We start from the raw sequence: 15,376 nt of genomic DNA, 5'->3' as shown, positions 1-15,376 counted from the left end.
GACGGGCCGGAGAATACGGCCGTTCCCTCTGAAGACCTACAGCCCCACGCCGCCCACCGGCGTCGTCTCGAAGCGATGGCCGAAGCCGGCGATGATGGGCCTGGCCTTGGCGATAGCGGCCTGAACGGCCGGAAGCTTCAGGGAGCCGGCGTGGCTCTCCTTGTCGGTCCAGACCTCGGTGATCCAGATCGCGTCGGCGTCGGCCGGGTCGAGCGCCAGGATGTAGGACAGGCAGCCGGGCATCGCCCCAGTCCCCTCCTTCAGGATGGCGACCAGCTCGTCCCGCTTGCCGGGGGCGGCCTTCATCTGGCCGATCAGTCCGTACATCGTCTTTCCTTGATCAGCAGCGGCGAGCGACGGCGCAAGAGCCGCCGCCGCGCCGCCGATTATGGCTTGCCGCCGGTCCATTTCCGTCAGGAGGCCTTGCATTCGCCGTCGTGGGCGACACTGACGCCCTGGCCGGCGGCGCTGCAGGCGTTGCCGTAGGTCTTGCCGTCGCAGCCGCAGACGGGGCGGTAGTCCATGGTGCAGGCCTGGGGACGCGGACGACAGACGCCCGAGGCGTCGGCCACGGTCCTGCAGGCGCCGGCCGGCATCACGCAGGACAGCCCCTCGCCGCACTGGAAGCCGGCGATGCCGCCGCACATGCCGCCCTCGGCGACCGGGGCGCGCGACATCGCCGGCGGAGACCCCGTCGACGGACCGGCGGGCTGGCCCGCGCACGCGCTGATCAGAAGAGCGGCCGCCAAGCCGAGCCAGGGACGCAAGCCCATCGTGTTTTCTCCCACGCGGATTCGACCGCAGGTCGCGATCCTCGCACGAAGCACGCGCGACAGACAAACGCCGCGATCGGGGAAAAATGGGGCGCCGCGCTGCTTGATCAGGGGTCTGAATTAGTCTGTCCTCGCAGCCTCTTCGAGAGTCGGGGAATATTTGATGACACGATGGGGTAAGACGGCCGCGGCCGTCAGTCTGCTGGCGCTCGGCCTCGCCGCCTGCGCCACGACGGGAACGACGGCCAAACCGCAGGCCAGCGCCAAGCCGACCGAAAAGACCGAAGCCAAGCCGCTGCCCAAAGGCCTGGATGGCGAAGCCTCGTCGGGCTTTCCCTCGACCTACGCCCCCCTGCCCTCGCGCCCGACGGCCTTCGTCGGCGCCACGGTGCTGACCGCGACGGGCCAGCAGATCGAGAACGGCGTGGTCGTCGTGCAGGACGGCAAGATCCTGGCCGTCGGCGGGCCGCAGACCGCGATCCCGGCCGGCGTGACCACCATCGACGCCAAGGGCAAGTGGATCACCCCTGGCATCATCGACTCCCACAGCCACCTGGGCGTCTATCCTTCGCCCGGCGTCTCGGCCAAGTCTGACGGCAACGAGGCCACCGACCCCAACACCGCCCAGGTGTGGTCCGAGCACTCGGTGTGGCCGCAGGACCCGGGCTTCAACCGCGCCCGCGCCGGCGGCGTGACCACGCTTCAGATCCTCCCCGGCAGCGCCAACCTCTTCGGCGGCCGCTCGGTGACGCTGAAGAACGTGCCCTCGACCACCATGCAGGGGATGAAGTTCCCGGGCGCGCCCTACGGCCTGAAGATGGCCTGCGGCGAGAACCCCAAGCGCGTCTACGGCGGCAAGAGCCGCACGCCCTCGACGGCGATGGGCAATGTCTTCGGCTATCGCAAGGCCTGGATCGACGCGGCCGACTACGCCCGCAAATGGGACGACTATCGCGCCAAGAAGGACAAGGGCGAGAAGGCCGACGCCCCCAAGCGCGACCTGCAGCTTGAGACCCTGGCAGGCGTGCTGAAGGGCGAGATCCTGGTGCAGAACCACTGCTATCGCGGCGACGAGATGGCCGTGATGATCGATGTGGCCAAGGAGTTCGGCTACAAGATCACCATGTTCCACCACGCGGTGGAGAGCTACAAGGTCGCCCCCTTGCTGGCCAGGGAAGGCATCTGCTCGGCCACCTGGGCTTCGTGGACCGGCTTCAAGATGGAAAGCCTGGACGGCATCGACTCCAACGCCGCCATCGCCTGGAAGGCCGGCGCCTGCGTGGTCATTCACTCCGACGACCCGATCATGACCCAGCGCCTCAACCAGGAGGCCGCCATCGCCATGACCGCGGGCAACAAGATCGGCTACGGCATCACCCGCGCCGAGGCCATCAAGTGGATCACGGCCAATCCGGCCAAGGCCATGGGCATCGCCGACAAGACCGGCAGCCTGGAGACGGGCAAGGCCGGCGACATCGTGGTCTGGAGCAGCGATCCGTTCAGCGTCTACGCCAAGGCCGAGCAGGTCTATATCGACGGCGGCCTGATCTACGACCGCAACGACAAGCGCTATCAGCCCAAGTCCGACTTCGAGCTAGGCCAGCCCGGCCAGGGAGCGTTCAACTGATGATCCGTCAAACCTTCCTGACCGGCCTCTTCGCCAGCGCCGCCCTGTGCGCCGTCGCGGCCGCCCCGGCTTCGGCCCAGACGTTCGCCATCGTCAACGCCCGCATCGAGCCGGTGTCGAGCGCCGCGATCCCGTCGGGGACCATCCTCGTGCAGAACGGCAAGATCGCCGCCGTCGGCGCCAGCGTCGCCGTGCCGGCCGGCGTGCCGACCATCGACGCCAAGGGCGGGGTCGTGACCCCGGGCCTGGTCGCCCCGTCGTCGAACATCAGCGCCTCGGAGATCGGCGGCGTGCGCGAGACGCGCGACGACGGCACCGGCAACGCCCTGTCGGCGGGCTTCGACATCGCCTACAGCGTCAACCCGGCGTCGCCGATGATCGGCCTGGCCCGTGACGGCGGCGTCACCAGTTCGGCCGTCACCCCGATCCTGTCGGGCGTCGGCGGCGGCAGCCACGAACACGCCGACGACGGCGTGGTCGAGGAGATGACCGCGGGCAAGGACGGCGGCGGCGATCCGCCGCTGTTCGGCGGCCAGGCGGCCTTCGTACGTCTGAAGGCCGGCGAGGCCGACATCGTTTCGAAGTCCAAGACCGCCGTGACCCTGTCGCTGGGCGAAGCCGGGGCCCGCGCGGCCGGCGGCTCGCGCGGCGCGGCGATCGTGCTGGTCAAGTCGGCCCTGCAGGACGCCCGGGCCTTCGCCAGGAACCGCGCCGCCTTCGAACAGGGCGCCACGCGCGACTACGGCCTCTCGCGCCTAGACCTCGAGGCCCTGGTCCCCGTTGTGCAGGGAAAGACCCCGCTGCTGATCCGCGCCCACCGCGCCTCCGACATCCGCCTGGCCCTCAAGCTGGCGTCCGAGGAGAAGATCAGGATCGTGCTGGAAGGCGCCGAGGAAGGCTGGCTGGTGGCCGGTGAGATCGCGAAAGCCGGCGTGCCGGTGATCGTCGACACCCAGGCTGATCTGCCCGACAGCTTCGAGACCCTGGGCTCGCGCCTCGACAACGCCGCCCGCCTGAACGCAGCCGGCGTGACCGTGGCCATCAACGGCGCGCGCGACTTCAACAACCTGCGGCAGGAGCGCCTGAACGCGGGCCTCGCCGTGGCCAACGGCCTGCCCTATCCGGCGGCGCTGGCGGCGATCACCCTGACGCCCGCGAAGATCTGGGGCATGGCCGACCAGATCGGCTCGCTGGACGTCGGCAAGACCGCCGACCTGGTGCTGTGGACCGGCGATCCGCTGGAAACCACCACCTGGGCCGACAAGGTCTTCGTCAGCGGCGTGGAGCAGCCGGCCGACAGCCGCCAGACCCAGCTGCGCGACCGTTACGCCGGGCAGGACAACGGCCTGCCTCCGGCCTACCGCTAGGACGATAAGGCGACCCGCTTCCCACGAGGAGGCGGGTCGTCTCTTTTCGAGGGAAGAGATGGAAGCCGCCACCATCGTCATTCGCCCCTATCGGACGGACGATGCGCCCTCCATGGCGCGGCTCTACTACGACGCCGTTCAAGCGCTGGGTCCCCGGGCATATTCGTCGGCCCAGGTGGCCGCCTGGGCGCCCGCGCCACTGGCGCCGATCGACGTGCTGAACCGCGCCGCAGACGGCCGGACGACCTTCGTGGCCGCCGATGCGCTCGACCAGGCCGTAGCCTATGTCGACCTCGAGGCCGACGGTCATATCGACCACCTTTACTGCCATCCCGATTTCGCCGGCCAGGGCGTGGCCTCTCGCCTGCTGGAGGCGCTCATCGCGCGGGCCAGGGAGAGCGGGATCACCGCCCTGCATGTCGAAGCCAGCGAACTGGCCCGGCCGGTCTTCGAGCGCCATGGCTTCACGGTTGCAGAACGGCGCGACTTCGAGGTGCGCGGCGTGTCGATCCACAACTACGCCATGCGGCGCCGCCTGACCTGAGCCATGCCCGCCTCGTCCACCTGACCTGACATGACAACCTGCCGGCCATCCGCACGCGGGTGCAGGTGATCTGGACCCTGAGCGCCCACCCGACCCGGGCCTTCCTCGACTTCATCGACAAGCACGGCATGCCGTTCGAGGACGCCGCCGACGCCCGTCGACGCGAGCGCCGCGCTCTGGCTCGCGCCGCCGCCGAGGCCGCCTGAGGCTGGAATGCCCGGCCGCGCCCCCGCGCGGGGCCGAGCATCCTCTTTGCGTCCCGCGGCGTCAGGTCGCCCAGGTGATCTTCACGATCGAGGGACGGTCGCTGTTGTAGGAGACGGTGTGTTGCTCGCGGCGGCTGGCGGTGATGGCCAGCTTGTAGGTGTCGCCGGTCTGGTCGGTGAACGCCAGGTTGATGCTGCCCGAGAAAATCCCCGACGGCCCCTGGGCGTCGACCTGCACCTGGTAGCTGTAGATGCCGGCATTGGGCATCAGGCGGATGCCGTAGACCTTGCCTTCGCTGTTGCCGATGATGCACGAGCTGAGATCGGTGTTGCCGTTGATCGAGACGGCCGAGCCGACCGGCAGAAGCCCGTTGGCCGTGCCGCTGGTGTCGCCGCAGTCGGTGGTGGTGAATTCGGCGGTCCCCGCCTGCGCTGTCGCAGTCGTCATGACGCTTCTCCCTCTTCCGATGGGCCGGCCGCCGCTCGGGCCGGTGCAAGGAGCATCAGCTCAACCCTGAGCAACATCAACGAAAATGCTCGTGAAAATTGTCACATTCGTGCATGCACACTGAAGCTGCAGCCTGATCCCAGGCAGCGCTTTCCTTGGGGGCGAGCTCGGGTCATACGGGGCGGGACACCCGAATCGCCGCAAAATCACGCCATGTCTTCCAAAGACCCCAACTCGCTGTTCTCGCTGTTCGACGACGACGCCCTGGCGCCGCCGAGCGCCCCGCCCCTGCCCGCCCGCGAACCGCACCCCGAGCCCAAGCCGCAGCCGCCGCCTCCCCCGCCTCCGGGCAAGGTCGAGGCCGCGCCTTCTTCTGGCGGCTACGACGCCAGCTCGATCGAGGTGCTGGAAGGCCTGGAGCCCGTGCGCATGCGTCCGGGCATGTACATCGGCGGCACCGACGAGCGGGCGCTGCACCACCTGTTCGCCGAAGTGCTCGACAACTCGATGGACGAGGCCGTAGCCGGCTTCGCGAAATCGATCGAGGTCAAGCTCGACGCCGACGGCTACCTGTCGGTCAAGGACGACGGCCGCGGCATGCCGGTGGACCCGCACCCCAAGCATCCGGGCAAGAGCGCGCTGGAAGTGATCATGACCGTCCTGCACGCGGGCGGTAAGTTCAGCGGCAAGGCCTATGAAACCTCGGGCGGTCTGCACGGCGTGGGGGCCAGCGTCGTCAACGCCCTGTCGGAACTGGTCGAGGTGACGGTCTGGCGCGACGGCTTCGAGCACCGCCAGAGCTTCGCCCGCGGCAAGCCGCTGGGCGGCGTCGAGAAGATCCAGCCCAGCCGCAAGCGCGGCACCATGGTGCGCTTCAAGCCCGACGAGCAGATCTTCGGCGAGGGCTGCGCCTTCAAGCCGGCGCGCCTGTACCGCATGGCCCGCTCGAAGGCCTATCTGTTCCGCGGGGTGCAGATCAAATGGTCCTGCGCCCAGGAGCGCATCCACGACCAGACGCCCGCCGAGGCGGTGTTCCACTTCCCCAACGGCCTGGCCGATTTCCTAGCCGAACGCACCAAGGGGCTGGAGACGGTCACCCCGACCAGCTTCGCCGGCCGCATCGAGCGCGAGGGCGAGGCCGGCGCGGTCGAATGGGCCGTGACCTGGACCCCGCGCGGCTTCGGCGAGCACGACGGCTTCATGCAGTCGTACTGCAACACCGTGCCGACCCCCGAGGGCGGCACGCACGAAAGCGGCTTCCGCGCCGCCCTGACGCGCGGCCTGAAGGCCTATGCCGATCTCAAGGGCGAGAAGCGCGGCGCCATCATCACCGCCGACGACGTGGTGGCCCAGGCCGGCGCGCTGATCTCGGTGTTCATCAAGAATCCCGAGTTCCAGGGCCAGACCAAGGAAAAGCTGTCGACGACCGAAGCCCAGCGCTTCGTCGAAAACGCCCTGCGCGACCCGTTCGACCACTGGCTGACCGGTAGCCCCAAGGCCGCCCAGGCCCTGCTGGAGTTCGTGATCGATCGTGCCGAGGAACGCCTCAAGCGCCGCAAGGACAAGGAAGTCTCCCGGGCTTCGGCGACCCGCAAGCTGCGCCTGCCGGGCAAGCTGGCCGACTGCGCCGGCGGCGCGGTCGACGGCGCGGAACTCTTCATCGTCGAAGGCGACTCGGCCGGCGGCTCGGCCAAACAGGCCCGCAACCGCAAGAACCAGGCGATCCTGCCCCTGCGCGGCAAGATCCTGAACGTGGCTTCGGCCTCGGGCGAGAAGTTCACCGCCAACAAGGAGCTGTCGGACCTGATGCTGGCCCTCGGGGCCCAGGGCGGCAGCAAGTACCGTGAAGAGGATCTGCGCTACGAGCGGATCATCATCATGACCGACGCCGACGTCGACGGCGCCCACATCGCCTCGCTGCTGATCACCTTCTTCTACCGGACCATGCCGGACCTGATCCGCGCCGGCCGCCTGTACCTGGCCCTACCTCCGCTCTATCGCCTGAGCCACGGCGGCAAGACCGAGTACGCCCGCGACGACGCCCACAAGGACGAACTGCTGGCCACCATGTTCAAGGGCAAAAAGCCCGAGATCGGCCGGTTCAAAGGTCTGGGCGAGATGATGGCCTCGCAGCTGAAGGAAACCACCATGGACCCGGCGGTCCGCACCCTGGCGCGCGTAACCCTGCCGCGCCACGAGGAGAGCGTCGAGGACTTGGTCGAGACCCTGATGGGCCGCAAGCCCGAGCTTCGCTTCAAGTTCATCCAGGACAACGCGGCCTTCGCCGCGGACGACCTGGATCTCTAACTTCCCTCTCCCCTTGCGGGAGAGGGTGGCCCGCGAAGTGGGGTCGGGTGAGGGGTCGCACCAACAGAAACGCCGCGACAGCTGATCGGCTGTCGCGGCGTTTGGCTTTTGAGAGACCCCTCATACGTCGGCTTTCGCCGACACCTTCTCCCACAAGGGGAGAAGGAATTTACCCGATCAGCGCCCGAGCCGCCGCCCGCGCGGCCTCGGTGACCTCGGCCCCCGACAGCATCCGCGCGATCTCTTCTTCGCGCTCGGCAGGCGACAGCGGCTCGACCTTCGTCCGCGTCGAGGTGTCGTCGCCGGACTTGGAGATACGCCAGTGGGCGTCGCCGCGCGCGGCGACCTGGGCCGAGTGGGTCACGACCAGCACCTGGGCGCCCCCCTGCCCTTCGCCTTGCGCCAGGCGCTTGAGGCGCAGACCCACCGCGTCGGCCACGGCGCCGCCGACGCCCTGGTCGACCTCGTCGAAGATCATCAGCGGCTGAGGTCCGCCGCCCTTGCCCGCCAGCGCGGCCTTCAAGGCCAGGGCGAAGCGGGCAAGCTCGCCGCCAGAGGCGATGGCCTCCATCGGCCCGAACGGCGCGCCCGGATTGGTCGAGATCTCGAAGGCGATGCGGTCCAGTCCCGTGGGACCGGCCTTGTCTTCGTCCAACGGTTCCAGCGCAACGCGGAACCTGGCCTTCTCAAGCTTCAGGGGGCCGAGCTCAGCCTCGACGGCCTGGGCCAGGCGGTCCCCGGCGGCGCGGCGCTCGGTTGACAGGGCCCCGGCGGCATACAGATAGGCCTCGCGGGCCTCGGCGGCCTGGGCTTCGGCGGCGGCCAGGGCCTCGGCCGAGGTTTCGACGGCCTGCAGGCGGGCGGCGAACTCGGCGCGAACGGCCGGCAGGTCCTCGACCAGCACGTTCAGCTTGCGGGCCATGCCACGCAGGGCGAACAGGCGCTCCTCGGTCTTCTCCAGGCGGTCGGGCTCGAACTCGAAGCTTTCGGCGGCGATATCGATGGCGGCGCTGGCCTCCTGGGCCTCGACCAGGGCGCGGTCGACCGCTTCGCAGGCGGCGGCCAGGCGGGTCATGGCCGGACCGTCGGCCGGCGCGCCGGCGCTGGCGGCGCGGTCACGGGCGCGCTCCAGGGCGCGGAAGGCCGAGGCCAGCTTGCCAGACAGGTTGTCGCCGCCCAGGGCGTCCTGGGCCGAAGCGATGTCGGCCAGCGCCTTCTCAGCCGAGCCCAGCAGGGCCCGTTCCTCGGCCAGGGCCGTCTCCTCGCCCTCGCGCGGGTCGAGGCGGTCAAGTTCGGAAAGGCGGAGGGTCAGCTCCTCGGTCTCGGCCGCGGCGCGGTCGGACAGGGCCTTAAGCTCGGCGGCGGTCTCGCGGGCGGCGCGCCAGCCGCTCCAGGCCGAGGACACGGCGCCGACGCTGACCTGGCCGTAGGCGTCCAGCAGGGTGCGGTGGGTGCGCGGATCCAGCAGGCCGACGGTCTCGTGCTGGCCATGCACCTCGAGCAACAGGGCGCCGAGATCCTTGAGCACGCCGACGCTCGTGGCCTGGTCGTTGACGAAGGCCCGCGAGCGGCCGTCGGGCGACAGTTGGCGGCGCAGGACAAGGTCCTCGTCGCGGGCGTAGGCCAGGCCCTTGTCATCGAGATAGGCGAAGGCCGGATGATCGGGGGCCAGGGCGAAGATCGCCGTGGCGCTGGCGTGGCCGGCGGCCCCTCGCCTCACCAGGCCGGCGTCGGCGCGGGCGCCGGTAGCCAGGCCCAGGGCGTCCAGAATGATCGACTTGCCGGCCCCGGTCTCGCCGGTGAGCGCGGTCAGGCCCGGCCCGATGGCCAGGTCGAGGCTCTCGATGAGCACCACGTCGCGGATGGAGAGACCGATCAGCATGGCCGGAAGGATCGCCGGGAATCGGGCGTTTTCAAAGAGGGAGCGGTAATCGCTTGAGAACAAAAGAAAAACGGGCCGTTTTGCAACGGCCCGCTTCGCTTACATCCCCAGGACGCCCATCACGCCGCCCTTTTTCTTCTTCTCGCCGGGAGGCGCCAGCGTGGCGTCCTTGTCCTTGTTGAAGGTCCGGTCGATCAGGTTGCGCTTGTTGCCGGCCTTCAGCGGCTCGACGGCCGGCCTCAGGCCCGCGTCGTTCAGCAGCTTGTAGGCGTCGGCGTACCAGCGGTCGCCCGGGAAGTTGTAACCCAGCACCGCGCCGTTGCGCTTGGCTTCCTCGGTCAGGCCCAGGGTCATATAGGCTTCGACCAGACGGTAGAGGGCCTCGGGCGTGTGCGAGGTGGTCTGGTGGCGGTCGACGACGGTCTTGAAGCGGCCGATCGCGGCCAGGGTCTTGCCGTCGCGCAGGTACCAGCGACCGATAGCCAGCTCCTTGCCGGCCAGCTGGTCGTTGACCATGTCGATCTTCAGGCGCGCGTCCTGGGCGTACTCGCTATTGGGGTAGCGCTGGACGACGTCGCGCAGGGCCGCCAGGGCCTGCTCGGTGGCGGCCTGGTCGCGGTACACGTCGACGATCTGCTCGAAGTAGCAGATGGCCTTCAGGTAGTAGGCGTACGAGGCCGACGGGTTGCCCGGATAGAGCGAGATGAAGCGGTCGGCGTCGCCGATCGCGTCGGCGTACTGGTTGCCCTGGTAGTGGGCGTAGCCGGTCATCAGAATCGAGCGGCGCGACCATTCCGAATAGGGGTGCTGGCGCTCGACCTCGCGGAAGTAGTCGACGGCTTCGTTCCAGCTGCCGCGGTCCAGGCGATTGGCGCCGGTGGAATACAGCAGCTCGACCGGACGCTCCTCATAGGCCAGCGTCGGCTTCTTGGGCTTGCCCGCGCAGGCGGTCACCGACAGAGCGGCGAGCACGGCCACGATGGAAACGGCCGAACGTCCCGAGATTTTGCGAAGCACGGACTCTCTCACCCTCGAAGCAACCTTGCGCGCCCCCGCGCCGAACCAAGGCTTCTACACCACGTCGATGCGGGCGCAAACGAAAGCCGAGCGACGGGAGCTTCCCCTGTGAAGCTATGACCTGGCGCGCGCCGGAACCGGCCGCGCCAAAGCCCTAGACCGCCTCGGCCAGCTCCGGCGCATAGGCGCGCCAGCGCCAGGCGCGCGGTTGCTCCATCAACGCACGAACAGCGGCGTTATTGAGGCCGTGTCCGGCCAGAATTCCTTCGAACCTGCCAAGGATCGGAGCGCCGACGACATAAAGGTCACCCACCGCGTCCAGGGCCTTGTGGCGCACGAACTCGTCCGAGCGGCGCAGGCCCTCGGGGTTGAGCACGCGGTCGCCATCGATGACCACGGCGTTCTCCATCGAGCCGCCACGGGCCAGGCCGATGTCGCGCAGGGCCTCGACCTCGCGCAGGAAGCCGAAGGTGCGGCAGTCCGACAGCTCCTCGCGGAAGCTTTCCTCGTCGATGGTCAGGTCGACTCGCTGGCGGCCGATGGCCTTGCTGGCGAAGGCGATCTCGAAAGCCACCTCGAAGGATTCGGCCGGGGTAAGGGTCGCACGCTTGTCGCCCTCGACCACCTCGATCGGCGAGAGAATCTCGATGTAGCGGCGCGCGGCTTCCTGGCGACGGCGGCCGGCCCGGTCGAGAATCTGGACGAAGGGCTCGGACGAGCCGTCCATGATCGGCACTTCGGGACCGTCCAGCTCGACGACGCAGTTGTCGACCGACAGGGCGGCCAGGGCGGCCATCAGGTGCTCGATGGTCGAGACGCGCACGTCGGCGGCGTTGGCGATGACGGTGCCCAGCTGCGTCTGCACCACGGCGTCGCCGCGAACCGGCACGCGGTTGTCGCGATCCTGGACGTCGGTGCGCACGAAGACGATCCCGCTGTCGGGGGCGGCGGGGCGCACGGCGACGCGAACGTGCGCGCCCGTGTGCAGGCCGATCCCTGCGAAGATCACCGGTCCGGCGACCGTGTGCTGATGATAAGGCGAAACCGACACGAGAAACCTTTGTAAACCTTGGGAGCGGCTCTGCGGCCGCCTATTCGTCCCCATTTACCGTCTACGAGCTTCGCCGCGACGCAGCAATGCAAGTCCTGTTTCGGATTGTTACCTTCATAAGTCGTTGTCCGATATGGCATTTTAGACACGCGAAGGGCCAAATTCCGCCACCTTCGCTAACGGCGCCGCAGCATGGAGCAAAGCTTGCCCTTCGGGCTGGCCTCGCCGGCACGGCCCCGCTAGGCTCGCGCCGCTTTTTGGCATCCTTGCCGCCTGGACTCGACTTCCATGACCAAGACCTTGCGCCTCGCCGCTTCCGCCCTCGCCCTTTCGCTGGCCGCCTTCGCGATCGTTCCGGCCGCACATGCTCAGGGTCGCGGCTTCACCGCCAAGGACATGGTCACGCTGGATCGAGTCAGTGAACCGAAGGTGTCGCCGGACGGCCGCCAGGTGATCTACCTGGTGCGGACGATGGACCTGCCGGCCAACAAGGCCTCGTTCACGCTGTGGATCGCCGACCTGAAGGCCAGGATCGCCCCGCGTCGCCTGGCGGTGTCGGACGGCGGCGTCTCCAGCGCCCGCTGGTCGGCCGACGGCAAGAGCATCTACTTCCTGTCGGGCCGCGCCGGCTCGGACCAGGTGTTCCGCACCGACGCTTCGGGCGAGGCCGCCGTCCAGGTGACCAAGGCTCCGTTCGACGTCGGCGCCTTCAAGGTGTCGGCCGACGGCAAGACCGTGGTGGTCAGCCAGGCCGTCTTCCCCGACTGCCCTACCCTGGCCTGCACCCAGGAGCTTCTTGACCAGAAGAAGCACCAGAAGACGACCGGCGTCGTCTACGACAAGCTGTTCATCCGCCACTGGGACACCTGGAACGACGGCACGAAGAACCACCTCTATGCCTATGGCCTGGACGCATCTGGCGTCGCCTCCGGCGAGGCGCAGCCGCTCATGGCCGGCTTCGACGGTGATTCCCCGACCAAGCCGTTTGGCGGCGACGAGGACTTCGCCATCAGCCCCGACGGCAAGACCGTGGTGTTCTCGGCCAAGATCGCCGGCCGCGACGAACCCTGGCAGACCAACTACGACCTGTGGTCGGTTCCGGTGGACGGCTCGGCCAAGCCGGCCAACCTGACCGAGGACAACAAGGCCTGGGACGCCCAGCCGACCTTCTCGCCGGACGGCAAGGTCCAGGCATGGCTGGCCATGAAGCGCCCAGGCTTCGAGGCCGACCGTTTCGGCATCATGGTCCGCGAGAACGGCAAGGTGCGTGAAGCAGCCCCTGGCTGGGACCACTCGGCCCAGTCGATCACCTTCAGCGCCGACGGCAAGACCATCTACACGACCGCCGAGGATGTGGGTCAGACCAAGCTGTTCGCCATCGACGTGAAGACCGGCAAGGCCACGGCCCTGACCGGCGAAGGCCATGTGGGGGCGTTCAGCGCCGCCGGCGGCTCCACCGTGATCGCCCAGGACAACCTGAAGACTCCGGCCCAGCTCTACGCCCTGGTCCCGAAAGGCGCGCCTATCCAGCTGACCGGCCTCAACGCCGACAAGCTGCAGGGCGTGGCCATGGGCGAGGCCGAGCAGTTCAGCTTCAAGGGCTGGAACGACGAGACCGTGCACGGCTACCTCGTAAAGCCGGCCAACTTCGACCCGGCCAAGAAGTATCCGGTGGCCTTCCTGATCCATGGCGGCCCACAGGGCTCGTTCGGCAACCTCTTCCACTACCGCTGGAACGCCCAGACCTACGCGGGCGCCGGCTATGCCGTGGTGATGATCGATTTCCACGGCTCGACCGGCTACGGCCAGGCCTTCACCGACGCCATCAGCCAGCACTGGGGCGACCGCCCGCTGGAAGACCTTCAGAAGGGCTGGGCGTTCGCGACCCAGAAGTACGGCTTCCTCGACACCGACCGCGCCTGCGCCCTGGGCGGCTCGTATGGCGGCTTCATGATCAACTGGATCGCCAGCCAGTGGAAGGAGCCGTGGAAGTGCCTGGTCAACCACGACGGCATCTTCGACAGCCGCTTCATGGGCTACTCGACCGAGGAGCTGTGGTTCAGCGAGTGGGAGAACGGCGGCGCGCCCTGGCAGCCGAACACCACCTATTCGAAATTCAACCCGGCCGATCACGTGGCCGAATGGAGCGTGCCGACCCTGGTCGTCCAGGGCCAGAACGACTTCCGCGTGCCGCTCGAGCAGGGCATCGCCAGCTTCACCGCCCTGCAGCGCAAGGGCGTGCCCAGCAAGCTGCTGTATTACCCCAACGAGAACCACTGGGTGCTGAAGGCCCAGAACTCGGTCCAGTGGCACGACGAGGTGCTGGGCTGGCTTAACCAGTGGACAGGAAAGTAAGGCCCAAGACGCCCTTCCCCCTTTGATGGGGGAAGGGAGCCAGGATCAAATCCGGCCCGTCGCGACCGACCAGGTCAGGCGGGCCTTTTTTTCGAGCTCGCTCATCTCGCGCCCTTTGACCTGGCGCGCCGCCAGGGCGGCCGGAGCCACCGCCGGGAAGGCCGCGATCGGCAGGGCCTTGAGTTCGGCGGCGGCGACCTTGCGCTGCTGAGCCACGCGGGCCTCGACATCGGCGGCGGTCCAGGCCTGCGGCAGGCGCGAGCGGCCGGCCAGCTTCAGCCGCCAGAGCCCAGCCAGGCCGTAGGCCCGGGCGGCGGCGCGGACGGCGCCCGCATCGGCGGCGGAATCGAGCCGCTGCGCCATTAGGCCAGCCAGAGCGCCGGCGGTGGCGTCGAGATAGGCCAGCACCGCAGCCTCGTCCGCGAACGGTTCTTCCTCCAGGTCGGACAGGCGGGCCTCGGCCATGGCGGCAAGGGCCGTGGGATCGACGCCGCAAGCGGCCAGGGCCTCGACGGCAGGATGCTTGCGGGGCGGCTTTCCTGCGGCTAGTTCCTCCATCGCCTCGCGCCACCAGGTCAGGCGGATCTCGCCCATCAGCGCGCTGGTGACGCCGCCGGCCACGCGGGCCAGCTCGTAGTTGAAGGCGATCAGGGCGACGATATCGGTCCGCGCAGCCGGATCGGAGACGAAGCGGCTGGCCAGCCAGCGATCGTTGTCCATGCGGCGGACCAGATCGTCGAGGCCGGAATCGTAGGGGTTCTCGGGGGCGGCGGACATGGCGCGGCTTATGCCCCCGTCCCACGCAAAGAAAAAGGCCCGCCGGTCGGGCGGGCCTTGATGCATGAACTTCGAACGGTCAGCCGAACAGCGTCTGGTACATCGTCATGGTCACCAGCATCGGGATGCTGAGCAGCATGTTGATGCGCGAGAACAGCATGGCGACCTTGCCCGCCTTGGCCTTGGTCTCGTCGTCGGCCGGCACGAGGCCCAGGGCCCGCTTCTGGTTCGGCCAGATCACGCCCCAGACGTTGAAGAACATGACCGTGGCCAGCCACATGCCCATGCCGATGAAGGTGAAGCCCATGTCGACGCCGCGCTGGTAGCCCTGCCAGGAGCCCAGGGTCATGGCTTCCATCAGGTAGCCGCGGTTGAAGGCCACGACCATGCCCATCAACCAGGTGGCCAGGGCAGACCAGCGGAACCAGAACAGGGCCTCTGGGGCAATGTAGCGTGTCACCGCCGGCTTCAGCTCGGCGGGGATCGTCGGCATCACGCGGATCTGCACGAAGTTGAAGTAGTAGAGCAGCCCGATCCACAGGATGCCGAACAAGACGTGCAGCCAGCGGAACACCGCCTGCCAATAGGCGCCGTGGAAGCCGTGGGCGCTGTGCCCGAAGCCGAACACCATAACCAGCGCCAGGGTGACGCTGACGATGATGGTGCTGCGGAAGTTGGTGAGAATCCCAGTCAATTCAGCCCCCTGAGCGTGTCTTGGCGCGCAGGATAGGCTGTGCGGGAGAGTCGGGGAAGTCGAGCCCGAGATCCTCCCCCTAAAGGGGGAGGTGTCGGCGAAGCCGACGGAGGGGGATCTGGCCTGTGAGCCAGCGGCCGCCTCGACGTCAGGAGGGACTTCCCCCTCAAGCCTTTCGGGCCACCTCCCCCTTCAGGGGGAGGATCTTAGGCCTAGATGTCGTTTCCAAGAAGGTTGTTCACGCGCTGCCAAGGGGTGAGGCCTTTGATGCCGGAGTGTGGACGCACGAGGTTGTAGGCGTCGGTCCAGGGCTTGATGGCCTTGGCCC

At 68.3% G+C, this 15,376-nt stretch carries 14 protein-coding genes and 1 pseudogene; 6 read left to right on the top strand and 9 right to left on the bottom strand.

What is annotated here, in order from left to right; all coding sequences use genetic code 11:
* Nucleotides 1-36: 36 nt before the first annotated feature.
* Nucleotides 37-327 (bottom strand): putative quinol monooxygenase, encoded by a 291-nt coding sequence (locus DDF67_RS13550; RefSeq protein ID WP_199229227.1) that lies wholly within the window; start codon nt 325-327, stop codon nt 37-39.
* A gap of 86 nt (nt 328-413) precedes the next feature.
* Nucleotides 414-773 carry a Kazal-type serine protease inhibitor family protein gene (locus DDF67_RS13545; RefSeq protein WP_109101408.1) on the bottom strand — a complete coding sequence of 120 codons (360 nt, stop codon included), beginning with the start codon at nt 771-773 and terminating at the stop codon, nt 414-416.
* A 163-nt stretch (nt 774-936) separates the two neighbouring features.
* Here DDF67_RS13545 and DDF67_RS13540 point away from each other — a divergent pair, with 163 nt between their 5' ends.
* From DDF67_RS13540 to DDF67_RS25545, 4 genes are all read left to right on the top strand, one after another.
* Nucleotides 937-2,400, top strand: coding sequence for an amidohydrolase (locus tag DDF67_RS13540; RefSeq protein ID WP_109101407.1), 1,464 nt, complete (start codon nt 937-939; stop codon nt 2,398-2,400).
* On the top strand, nt 2,400-3,767 hold the full coding sequence (locus tag DDF67_RS13535) for an amidohydrolase family protein (RefSeq protein ID WP_109101406.1): 1,368 nt from the start codon (nt 2,400-2,402) through the stop codon (nt 3,765-3,767). The genes DDF67_RS13540 and DDF67_RS13535 overlap by 1 nt, the downstream gene beginning before the upstream one ends.
* A 58-nt stretch (nt 3,768-3,825) precedes the next feature.
* Nucleotides 3,826-4,311, top strand: a complete 486-nt coding sequence (locus DDF67_RS13530) for a GNAT family N-acetyltransferase (RefSeq protein WP_109101405.1) — start codon at nt 3,826-3,828, stop codon at nt 4,309-4,311.
* A 65-nt stretch (nt 4,312-4,376) separates the two neighbouring features.
* Nucleotides 4,377-4,517: a hypothetical protein gene (locus DDF67_RS25545; RefSeq protein WP_158278048.1), complete on the top strand. Its 141-nt coding sequence runs from the start codon at nt 4,377-4,379 to the stop codon at nt 4,515-4,517.
* Between the two features lie 61 nt (nt 4,518-4,578).
* Here DDF67_RS25545 and DDF67_RS13525 read toward each other — a convergent pair whose 3' ends face one another.
* Entirely contained in the window at nt 4,579-4,965 is a 387-nt protein-coding gene (locus DDF67_RS13525; protein WP_109101404.1) for a hypothetical protein, read from the bottom strand.
* Nucleotides 4,966-5,178: 213 nt separating this feature from the next.
* Between DDF67_RS13525 and parE the strand changes: the two genes are divergently transcribed.
* A complete protein-coding gene (parE, locus tag DDF67_RS13520) occupies nt 5,179-7,272 on the top strand; it encodes a DNA topoisomerase IV subunit B (protein WP_109101403.1) in 2,094 nt (697 codons plus the stop codon).
* A 169-nt stretch (nt 7,273-7,441) separates the two neighbouring features.
* Here parE and recN read toward each other — a convergent pair whose 3' ends face one another.
* The 3 genes from recN to lpxC all read right to left on the bottom strand — a co-directional run bounded on the left by recN (nt 7,442) and on the right by lpxC (nt 11,222).
* A complete protein-coding gene (gene recN / locus DDF67_RS13515) occupies nt 7,442-9,154 on the bottom strand; it encodes a DNA repair protein RecN (protein WP_109101402.1) in 1,713 nt (570 codons plus the stop codon).
* A gap of 99 nt (nt 9,155-9,253) precedes the next feature.
* Complete coding sequence (locus DDF67_RS13510) at nt 9,254-10,183, bottom strand: outer membrane protein assembly factor BamD (RefSeq protein ID WP_109101401.1); 930 nt, start codon at nt 10,181-10,183, stop codon at nt 9,254-9,256.
* A 142-nt stretch (nt 10,184-10,325) separates the two neighbouring features.
* The gene (lpxC, locus tag DDF67_RS13505) at nt 10,326-11,222 is read right to left on the bottom strand and encodes a UDP-3-O-acyl-N-acetylglucosamine deacetylase (protein ID WP_109101400.1); all 897 of its coding nucleotides are present in this window, start codon (nt 11,220-11,222) and stop codon (nt 10,326-10,328) included.
* Between the two features lie 288 nt (nt 11,223-11,510).
* On the opposite strand from lpxC, the gene DDF67_RS13500 reads away from it, so the two are divergent.
* Nucleotides 11,511-13,577, top strand: a complete 2,067-nt coding sequence (locus DDF67_RS13500) for an alpha/beta hydrolase family protein (RefSeq protein WP_109101399.1) — start codon at nt 11,511-11,513, stop codon at nt 13,575-13,577.
* A gap of 45 nt (nt 13,578-13,622) precedes the next feature.
* Here the strand turns inward: DDF67_RS13500 and DDF67_RS13495 are convergent, their stop codons facing one another.
* The 3 genes and pseudogenes from DDF67_RS13495 to DDF67_RS26480 form a co-directional block, all read right to left on the bottom strand.
* Complete coding sequence (locus DDF67_RS13495) at nt 13,623-14,354, bottom strand: squalene/phytoene synthase family protein (RefSeq protein ID WP_109101398.1); 732 nt, start codon at nt 14,352-14,354, stop codon at nt 13,623-13,625.
* A gap of 79 nt (nt 14,355-14,433) precedes the next feature.
* Nucleotides 14,434-15,048: a urate hydroxylase PuuD gene (locus tag DDF67_RS13490; RefSeq protein WP_109101397.1), complete on the bottom strand. Its 615-nt coding sequence runs from the start codon at nt 15,046-15,048 to the stop codon at nt 14,434-14,436.
* A gap of 212 nt (nt 15,049-15,260) precedes the next feature.
* A pseudogene (locus tag DDF67_RS26480) lies at nt 15,261-15,376 on the bottom strand (IS481 family transposase); the annotation flags it as partial.

It is taken from the genome of Caulobacter endophyticus (assembly GCF_003116815.1).
In the GTDB taxonomy this organism is placed as follows: domain Bacteria; phylum Pseudomonadota; class Alphaproteobacteria; order Caulobacterales; family Caulobacteraceae; genus Caulobacter; species Caulobacter endophyticus.
The sequence above is the reverse complement of the archived record's forward strand: the minus strand, read 5'-3'. Positions and strand labels throughout refer to the sequence as shown.

Coding starts and splice junctions, on each gene's coding strand:
- DDF67_RS13550 (WP_199229227.1), bottom strand. CDS start 327: ATGTACGGACTGATCGGCCAGATGAAGGCCGCCCCCGGCAAGCGGGAC.
- DDF67_RS13545 (WP_109101408.1), bottom strand. CDS start 773: ATGGGCTTGCGTCCCTGGCTCGGCTTGGCGGCCGCTCTTCTGATCAGC.
- DDF67_RS13540 (WP_109101407.1), top strand. CDS start 937: ATGACACGATGGGGTAAGACGGCCGCGGCCGTCAGTCTGCTGGCGCTC.
- DDF67_RS13535 (WP_109101406.1), top strand. CDS start 2,400: ATGATCCGTCAAACCTTCCTGACCGGCCTCTTCGCCAGCGCCGCCCTG.
- DDF67_RS13530 (WP_109101405.1), top strand. CDS start 3,826: ATGGAAGCCGCCACCATCGTCATTCGCCCCTATCGGACGGACGATGCG.
- DDF67_RS13525 (WP_109101404.1), bottom strand. CDS start 4,965: ATGACGACTGCGACAGCGCAGGCGGGGACCGCCGAATTCACCACCACC.
- parE (WP_109101403.1), top strand. CDS start 5,179: ATGTCTTCCAAAGACCCCAACTCGCTGTTCTCGCTGTTCGACGACGAC.
- recN (WP_109101402.1), bottom strand. CDS start 9,154: ATGCTGATCGGTCTCTCCATCCGCGACGTGGTGCTCATCGAGAGCCTC.
- DDF67_RS13500 (WP_109101399.1), top strand. CDS start 11,511: ATGACCAAGACCTTGCGCCTCGCCGCTTCCGCCCTCGCCCTTTCGCTG.
- DDF67_RS13495 (WP_109101398.1), bottom strand. CDS start 14,354: ATGTCCGCCGCCCCCGAGAACCCCTACGATTCCGGCCTCGACGATCTG.